The 7,875-nt window shown below is 63.4% G+C and carries 8 protein-coding genes; 1 reads left to right on the forward strand and 7 read right to left on the reverse strand.

Going from position 1 to position 7,875, the window contains the following annotated elements; genetic code table 11:
- Window positions 1-221: 221 nt before the first annotated feature.
- Genes HX855_RS18290 through HX855_RS18320 form a run of 7 tightly spaced genes read right to left on the reverse strand, consistent with a single transcriptional unit; the run spans window position 222 to window position 6,670 of the window.
- Entirely contained in the window at window positions 222-1,253 is a 1,032-nt protein-coding gene (locus HX855_RS18290; RefSeq protein WP_177091502.1) for an ABC transporter substrate-binding protein, read from the reverse strand.
- Between the two features lie 17 nt (window positions 1,254-1,270).
- Window positions 1,271-2,374 (reverse strand): FAD-binding oxidoreductase, encoded by a 1,104-nt coding sequence (locus HX855_RS18295; RefSeq protein WP_177091500.1) that lies wholly within the window; start codon window positions 2,372-2,374, stop codon window positions 1,271-1,273.
- Complete coding sequence (locus tag HX855_RS18300; RefSeq protein ID WP_177091498.1) at window positions 2,371-3,714, reverse strand: NAD(P)/FAD-dependent oxidoreductase; 1,344 nt, start codon at window positions 3,712-3,714, stop codon at window positions 2,371-2,373. Before HX855_RS18300 ends, HX855_RS18295 begins: the two co-directional genes overlap by 4 nt.
- Window positions 3,711-4,001 (reverse strand): (2Fe-2S)-binding protein, encoded by a 291-nt coding sequence (locus HX855_RS18305; RefSeq protein WP_177091496.1) that lies wholly within the window; start codon window positions 3,999-4,001, stop codon window positions 3,711-3,713. The genes HX855_RS18300 and HX855_RS18305 overlap by 4 nt, the downstream gene beginning before the upstream one ends.
- The gene (locus HX855_RS18310; protein WP_010175265.1) at window positions 4,001-4,795 is read right to left on the reverse strand and encodes an ABC transporter permease; all 795 of its coding nucleotides are present in this window, start codon (window positions 4,793-4,795) and stop codon (window positions 4,001-4,003) included. Before HX855_RS18310 ends, HX855_RS18305 begins: the two co-directional genes overlap by 1 nt.
- A gap of 4 nt (window positions 4,796-4,799) precedes the next feature.
- Entirely contained in the window at window positions 4,800-5,645 is an 846-nt protein-coding gene (locus HX855_RS18315; protein ID WP_003218273.1) for an ABC transporter permease, read from the reverse strand.
- Window positions 5,642-6,670: an ABC transporter ATP-binding protein gene (locus tag HX855_RS18320; protein ID WP_177091494.1), complete on the reverse strand. Its 1,029-nt coding sequence runs from the start codon at window positions 6,668-6,670 to the stop codon at window positions 5,642-5,644. The genes HX855_RS18315 and HX855_RS18320 overlap by 4 nt, the downstream gene beginning before the upstream one ends.
- Before the next feature lie 240 nt (window positions 6,671-6,910).
- On the opposite strand from HX855_RS18320, the gene HX855_RS18325 reads away from it, so the two are divergent.
- The gene (locus tag HX855_RS18325; protein WP_177045919.1) at window positions 6,911-7,741 is read left to right on the forward strand and encodes an IclR family transcriptional regulator; all 831 of its coding nucleotides are present in this window, start codon (window positions 6,911-6,913) and stop codon (window positions 7,739-7,741) included.
- Window positions 7,742-7,875: the final 134 nt, after the last annotated feature.

The following is a 7,875-nucleotide window of genomic DNA, read 5'->3' on the forward strand; positions in this document are numbered from 1 at the left end:
GACGTCTACTTCTGCCATCACTTTTTGCGGACTATCGACGTGAACAAACCTGATTACGGGCCATAATGTGTCAACCATGTCCCCGCACATGTGTCAACCATGTCCCCGCACATGTGTCCACCATGTGTCCGGTCCGTACAGGCTCCTTTCAAAAGTGACCCGCTGTAAGAGCGGAACCGATATCAGCCATCACCCAAATAACGGATATTCACCCCCAAAGCCTACCGCTCGATCGACCGACTCCACCGCGCATTCCATTCCGGCCGCGCCTGGTTCACCTGGTCCCAGTCAATCGAAATCGCCGTCTGCAAATAGCTGTTCATGGCCTCCACCCGCGCCCGGGTTTTATCGGTGGTCGGCGTAGTAGGGTTCGAAGGAATCTGGTCACCCAATTCCAACGCCGGCGCCTGAGCTTCAGCGGTCAACAAAAACTGCGCCAGTTTCTGCGCCAACTCCGGCTGGTCATTGCGTGCAATCACGCACTCGGCCACGTTCAGCACCACCGCGCCTTCCTTCGGCTGGGCATACTCCATCGGCACACCCAACAACTGCTGGGTGGTCACCTGGGTGGGTGTCAGCGGGAAGATCGCCGCTTCATCGGTCTGCACCATCTCGGAAATCTTCGCCGAGCTGGCGATGTATTCCAGCACGTTAGGCCCGATGGTTTTCGGCCAGGCCTTGAAGCCCGGTTCCACGTTGGTCTCGCTGCCGCCCTGAATCCGGTTGAACATCAGGAAGCCATGCAGCCCAAAGGTGGAGGAGGCCAGGGACTGGAACACCACCTTGTCCTTGAAGCGCGGGTCGGCCAGGTCCATCCACGAGGTGGGCGGTGCCCAGCCTTTTTCCTTGAACATCTTGGCGTTGTAGCCCAGGCCGGTGACGCCGAGGGTCACGGCCACCGCTTCGTCCTTGATCTTCGCCTTGGCCGGGATCTGGTCCAGGGTCGGGTTGGGCGTCAGTTTTTCGCACAGGCCCATGGAAATGGCGCGGTACATGATGCCGTCATCGAGGAACATCACGTGCATCTGCGGGTTGTCTTTGTTGGCCTGCACTTTGGCGAGGATGTCCGACGAGGTGCCGGGCACGATCACTACCTTGACGTTGTTGGCCTTCTCGAACGCGGGCAGCACCTTGTCGGCGTAGACCCGTTCCATGGTGCCGCCGTTCATGCCCAGGTACAGCGTCGGTGCGGCGTGGGCCGCCGTGCTCAACAGGGCGAGGCTCAGGCAAGACAGCGCAGTACGTTTGATCATGTGCATAAATCTTCCTCTCAGGCTTGGAAACGACGGATGGAAAACGCTTCGATGGGTTGCCGGCTGGCCCCCGTGCAGACGATCTCTGCCAGGGCTTCACCGACCGCAGGGCCGAGCTGGAACCCGGCGCCGGCAAAGCCGAAACCGTGGAGCAGGCCGGGTTGGGTGCTGCTGTCGCCGATCACTGGTTCGTGGTCGGGCAGGTAACCTTCGGTGCCGCTCCAGGTGCGGATCGCCTGGGCACCTTTGAGGAACGGGTACAGCTCGCCGGCATTGCGCAGGATCTCCAGCACCGCCGCCTGCCCCGGGCGCGCTTGTTGCGGGCCCAGGGCAAAGCCGCGACCGCCACCGAGGATGCAATTGCCCCGGGCGACTTGCCGGGCATAAATCCCGCCGCCTTCGACGCCGGTGCTCACGTCCATCACCACCGGCAGCGGCTCGGTCACCAGCATGGCCGGGTGCGCCGAGGTCATCGGCACCGGCTCGCCAAACTGCGCGGCCACGGTGCCAGCCCAGGCGCCGGCGCAGTTCAGCAGCCACGGGGCTTGCAGCTGCAGGCCATTGGCACAGCGCACCTGAAACCGCTGGCCGTCATGTTCAACCTGGGTGACTTCGGTTTGCTCCATCACCCGGGCGCCGTGGCGTTGTGCGGCGCGGGCAAAGGCGGGGGAGACCAGGCGCGGATTGGCATGGCCGTCTTCCGGGCATAACGACGCGCCGACCGCTACATCGCCCACCCACGGGAATCGGGCACGCAGTTGAGCATGATCGAGCATTTGCAAGCCCAGGCCGAAGCCCCGGGTGGCGTCGGCATACGCCTGTAGCGCGGCCAGGTCATCGTGACTGCGGGCCAGTTTCAGATGCCCGGAGCGCACGTATTCACCGTCGATGCCGATCAACCCCGGCAGGTCGGACCACAGCTCATGGGAACGTTGCGACAATGGCAATTGATGCAAGGGCCGACCTTGCCGGCGCACGCCGCCATAGTTCACGCCGCTGGAATGGGAACCGCAAAAGTCCCGCTCCAGCAGCACCACGCGCCGGCCTTTTTGCGCCAGCATCAAGGCCGCCGACGCACCAACAATCCCACCACCCAATACGATCACTTCGCTGTCGATCATGGCTGCACCTCCACGCCAAACGGCAAGGGTTTGATCGGTGCCTGGCCACGCAGGCGGCCCACGTTTTCAATCTCGCGGCCACTGCGCTCGGCAATGATTTCCGCTGCCGCCAAGCCGCACATCCGGCCCTGGCAACGGCCCATGCCGACCCGGCAATGGGCCTTGACCCGGTTCACTTCCCAGTGGCCTTCATCCACCACCGCACGTACCTCGCCCACGGTGACTTCTTCACAGCGGCACAGGATCAATTCATCCGGGGCTTCAGCAGCCCAGTTTTCCGGGAAGGGGAAGGCGGTTTCCAGGCCATGGCGAAAGCGCTGGATGCTTGCCAGTTGTTGTTCCAGCACAGGCCCGCGACGGTGGTCGATGGCAATGCCGGTGTCTTCCAGCAACGCCAATGCCGCGCGCTCGCCGGCCATCTGCGCTGCATCGGCGCCCATGATTCCGGCACCGTCTCCCGCCAGGTAGACGCCCGCGACACTGCTGCGCCCGGCCGCATCCCGCTCGGGCAACCAGGCGCGGTTCAATGCATTCCAGGCAAATTCACAGCCGAGCAAATCCGCCAGTTGGGTCTCGCTGCGCAGGGCGTGAGCGAAGGCCACGGCATCACAGGCGATGTGCTGCCGGCCCCAGTGGATGCCCGTGACCCGCTGCTCGCCGTCGATGTGCGACAGCGTTGCACCCTGATGCACCGGGATGCCATGGGCCGTGAGCCAGGCGCGGTAATACAACCCCTTTGCCAGCGTCACGGGTTGGCCGAGCAGCGCCGGCAACGCCCGGCACTGGGCACTGAACGGCGCACTGTCGAGCACCGCCACCACCTTGGCCCCGGCCTTCGCGTACTGATACGCCACCAGGTACAACAACGGCCCGCTGCCGCAAAACGCCACCCGCTCACCGATGGCACAGCCTTGATACTTCAGCGCGATTTGCGCCGCGCCCAGGCTGTACACACCGGGCAAGGTCCAGCCCGGCACCGGCAGGATACGGTCGGTGGCGCCGGTGGCGACGATGATCTGCGAATACTCGAGGCTTTCGGCCTGACCATTGTTGAGCATGTCCAGGCGGCCGTTTTCCGCATTCCACACCAGGGTTTCCGACCGGTAATCGATTTGCGTGGCCAGCTCATCCAGGGTGCGATGCAGCGCCGTCGCCTTGCCGGCTTCGAAGCCATACACCTGCTTGGCCGAGCGCTGGAAATTCACGGGCTGGCGCCGATAAATCTGCCCACCGCCGCGCAGGCTTTCGTCCACCAACACCGGAGTTACACCATGATCGAGCAAGGCCCGTGCTGCGGTAACGCCCGCCGGGCCTGCGCCCACTATCACCACTGGATTCATGCCTGGCGCCCCGGATCACGGCGAATCGCCTGGCCGTCTTCCAGCAAGGTCGAACAGGCACGTACCCGGCGACCATCCTCAAGCCGCACCCAGCAATCCTGGCAGGCGCCCATCAGGCAGAAACCGGCACGGGGCTCGGCGCTGAAATCACTGCCCCGCAGGTGCTCGGCGCAGGTCAGTACGGCGGTCAGCAAGGTGTCCCCGAGCAAGCCCGTGGCAGACTGCCCGTCGAGGGTGAACGCCAGGGTGGGCCGCTGGGTCTCGGCCAGTCGTTTGAACAGAGCCATCAATGTTTCCCTACCAACACACGGTCCAGGCCATAGACCCGGTCCAGCAAAATCATGGCCGCCGCCGTCAACGCGATCACCAGCGCCGACACCGCCGCCATCATCGGGTCAATGGATTCGGTGGCGTACACGTACATGCGCACCGGCAAGGTTTGGGTGGCCGGCGAGCTGACAAAAATCGACAGGGTGACTTCATCGAAGCTGTTGATGAACGCCAGCAACCAGCCGCCGGCCACGCCGGGCAAAATCATCGGCAAGGTGATCTGGCGAAACAGGGTGAAGCGGCTGGCACCGAGGGATTCGGCGGCCTGCTCGGCACTGCGATCAATGCCGATGGCGGCGGCCAACACCAGGCGCAGCACGTAGGGCGTGATGATCACCACGTGGGCCAGCATCAGCCAGGTGAAGCTGCCGTTGACGCCCATCATGGCGAACAGGCGCAGCATCGCCACCCCCAGCACCAGGTGCGGGATGATGATCGGCGACAAAAACAGCGCACTGAAGAAGTTGCGCCCGGGGAACTGGTAGCGGCTGATCGCGAGGGCGGCCGGTACCGCAATCAATGTGGCCAAGGTGGCGGCAACGAACGCCAGCACCAGGCTGTTATAGAACGCCTGGATAAAGTCCGCGCGTTCGAACACCGCATGAAACCAGCGCAGGGAGAAGCCCGACGTGGGCAGGCTCAAGGTGTTTTCCGGGGTGAAGGCCACCAGGCACACCACCACCAGCGGCGCCATCATGAACAGCACCACCAGGCCGTGAAAGCCCAGGGCCAAAGGACCGTTTCTGGACATCGTCTTATACTCCCAGGGACTTTTTGTAGCGGCCTTCGACCATGCGGTTCCAGCTCAGCATGATCAGCAGATTGACCAACAGCAGCACCACCGCGATGGTCGCGCCCATGGGCCAGTTGAGTTCCGAGAGGTATTGGTCGTAGACCACCGTGGCGACCATCTTCAGCCGGCGCCCGCCCAGCAGGCCGGGGATCGCGAAGGAACTGGCGGCCAGGCCAAACACAATCAGGGTGCCGGACAGCACGCCGGGCATCACCTGGGGCAAGACGATCTTGCGCATCACCGTGGCCTGGCTGGCACCCAGGGACAACGCGGCCTGTTCCGCCGACGGGTCGAGCTTTTGCAGGGAGGTCCACACCGGGATGATCATGAACGGCAGCATCACGTGCACCAGCGCGATGATCACCGCGAACGAGGTGTACAGCAGCTTCACCGGCTTGCCGCCCAGGGCCTGGATCACCTGGTTCACCAGGCCATCGGCCCCCAGCAGCAGGCTCCAGCCAAAGGCCCGCACCACCACCGAAATCAGCAGCGGGGTGAGGATCAGGATCAGGAAAATCGAACGCCATGGCGTGCCCATGCGGCTGAGGATGTAAGCCTCGGGCACCCCGATCACCACACACAGCAAGGTCACCAGGGCACTGATCCAGAAGGTGCGCCAGAAAATTTCGTAGAAGTACGAATCGCTGAACAGCGACAGGTAGTGGGCGAAGGTCCATTCATCGGCCTTCACCCCTACCTGGTAATCGAACACGTTGAACGACAGCACCAGCGTCAGGCCCAGGGGCAGAATCAGCAGCCCGAAAAACAGCACCAGCGCCGGCAATGACAACAGGTAGCCACGGCTCATGGGTGCACCTCGTCGGCGGCTAGCACCCTTAGCAGGCTCGATTCCCAGTCCAGGCCCACCGCCGCGCCACAGCCCAAAGGCGCGCTGCCGTCGTTGCGGCGCACCACGGTCAGCTCACCGATGGCGGTCTGGATGCGGTACAGCCACTGGCTGCCGAAGAAATAGCTGTCGAGGATCTTGCCTTGCAGGCGACCGCTGCCTGCGGCCACCAGGTCGATCTTTTCCGGGCGCAGGCTCAGGGTCAGTTCGCCGTTGCCCGGCTCGAAACGCACTTGCGGGGTGCCGAGCTGATCAAAGTCGCCCGTCAGCAGATTGGCCTTGCCGACAAAATCCGAGATGAAACGCGTGCGCGGGTGCTCGTAGAGTTTGTACGGCGCATCGATCTGGGTGACGCGTCCGGCCTGCATCACCACCACCCGGTCGCTGATGGACAGCGCTTCGGCCTGGTCGTGGGTGACCATCAAGGTGGTGATCCCGACTTCGCACTGGATGCGGCGGATTTCGAACTGCATCTCTTCGCGCAGGTTGGCGTCGAGGTTCGACAGCGGCTCGTCCAGCAGCAACACGGGCGGCTCGATCACCAGGGCGCGGGCCAGGGCTACGCGCTGGCGCTGGCCACCGGAAAGCTCCCGGGGGTAGCGCTCGGCGTGGGGCGCCAGGCGCACCAGCTCCAGCACGGTCTTGACGCGGCTGGCGATCTCGCCGGCGGGCACCTTGCGCATCTTCAGGCCAAAGGCGACGTTGTCGCGCACCGTCATGTGGGGGAACAGGGCATAGCTCTGGAACACCACGCCCAGGCCGCGGCTGGCGGGTTTGGCGTGGGTGATGTCGCGGCCGTCGAGGAGGATCTGCCCAGCGGTGACGTCGACGAAGCCGGCAATCATTTGCAGGGTGGTGGTCTTGCCGCAGCCCGAGGGGCCGAGCAGGGAAACGAACTCGCCTTTTTCTACCGCAAGATCAGTGGCGACCACCGCGTCGACGGCGCCGTAGCGTTTGCTCAAGGCGTTGAGTTGGAGAAAAGCCATGTCTGCGTTCCACCTTTTTGAGTCGCGTCGAAACGCGCTTTTTTGTTTTGGGCAGATGCGAAAAGGGTAGTGCGGGTGCGTTGGCGCTCGATCTGGAGTCGGCTGCCGTGAGTTGTTCATTTCGCCCCTGTGGACGCAGATTAGGGCGAAGACTAGGATGGCGGAAGATGGAATTTCACTGGATAGAGTACTTTTTTCAGTTTCATTCACTGACCAGAATTTAGTGTGAGATATCGGCGTATGGATTCCACTGAGCGGAATGAAAGTGTCAAAGAAGTCGGCGCCGGTGGCGTCTCACGGCTGTTTGCGTTGCTGCGCATTCTGGGCGCGGCGCCGGACGGGGGTGAGCGGGTGACGCAACTGGCGCAGCAGGTGGGGTTGTCCCAGCCCACCACCCACCGGTTGCTGCGCAGCCTGATGGACGAAGGCATGGTGGAGCAGGATGCGCGCAGCAAGCGTTACCGCTTGAGCCTGGAGTTCTTTGCGCTGGCGGCGAACGCGGGGAATACCGGCAACCTGCGGGACCTGGTGCGGCCGAGCATGTTGCGGCTCAGTGCGTCGTTGGGGGACTCGTTGTTCCTGTTGGCCCGCAGCGGGTTTGATGCGATCTGCCTGGACCGCAGTGAAGGGCCGTACCCGATCCGTACCTTTACCGGTGACATCGGCGGGCGTGTGGCGTTGGGGGTGGGGCAGGGCAGTTTGGCGATCCTGGCGTTCCTGCCGGAGGAAGAGCGCGAAACGGTGATCCGCTACAACTTGCCGCGGCTTAAGGATTTTCACCTGTACGACGAGGTGTTTTTGCGCTCGGAGGTGGAGAGTGTGCGGCGGTTGGGGTATGCGGCGCGTAATACCGGGGTGCTGGAAGGCATGGCCGGGTTGGCGGTGCCGATCCTCGACCGCAATGGGCATGCGGTGGCGGCGTTGAGTGTGGCGACCATCAGCGACCGGCTGGGGCCGGGGCGGTTGCCCACGGTGGTGGAGTTGCTCAAGCGCGAGGCGGCGGCGATCGGGCCGAGGATCAACCCGTTTGACCCGACGTTGCGGCGGCCTTCGCAGATCTTTGGTGGGTAGCCGGTGTCAGCTGCAGTTGAGATCAAGGGGGGCTGAGTACATATCCGTTGCTGCGGTAACGGCCACTTAGGGTTCCGCTCTTACAGCGGGTCACTTTTGGCAAACGCCCCAAAAGTAACCAAAAGGTCTTTGCC

The sequence above is a fragment of the Pseudomonas sp. IPO3778 genome (genome assembly GCF_013386825.1).
In the GTDB taxonomy this organism is placed as follows: Bacteria; Pseudomonadota; Gammaproteobacteria; order Pseudomonadales; family Pseudomonadaceae; genus Aquipseudomonas.

What these genes read in the sequence shown, in the direction of transcription:
- HX855_RS18315 (WP_003218273.1), bottom strand. Translation starts at nt 5,645, where the DNA reads ATGAGCCGTGGCTACCTGTTGTCATTGCCGGCGCTGGTGCTGTTTTTC.
- HX855_RS18320 (WP_177091494.1), bottom strand. Translation starts at nt 6,670, where the DNA reads ATGGCTTTTCTCCAACTCAACGCCTTGAGCAAACGCTACGGCGCCGTC.
- HX855_RS18295 (WP_177091500.1), bottom strand. Translation starts at nt 2,374, where the DNA reads ATGATCGACAGCGAAGTGATCGTATTGGGTGGTGGGATTGTTGGTGCG.
- HX855_RS18290 (WP_177091502.1), bottom strand. Translation starts at nt 1,253, where the DNA reads ATGATCAAACGTACTGCGCTGTCTTGCCTGAGCCTCGCCCTGTTGAGC.
- HX855_RS18310 (WP_010175265.1), bottom strand. Translation starts at nt 4,795, where the DNA reads ATGTCCAGAAACGGTCCTTTGGCCCTGGGCTTTCACGGCCTGGTGGTG.
- HX855_RS18325 (WP_177045919.1), top strand. Translation starts at nt 6,911, where the DNA reads ATGGATTCCACTGAGCGGAATGAAAGTGTCAAAGAAGTCGGCGCCGGT.
- HX855_RS18300 (WP_177091498.1), bottom strand. Translation starts at nt 3,714, where the DNA reads ATGAATCCAGTGGTGATAGTGGGCGCAGGCCCGGCGGGCGTTACCGCA.
- HX855_RS18305 (WP_177091496.1), bottom strand. Translation starts at nt 4,001, where the DNA reads ATGGCTCTGTTCAAACGACTGGCCGAGACCCAGCGGCCCACCCTGGCG.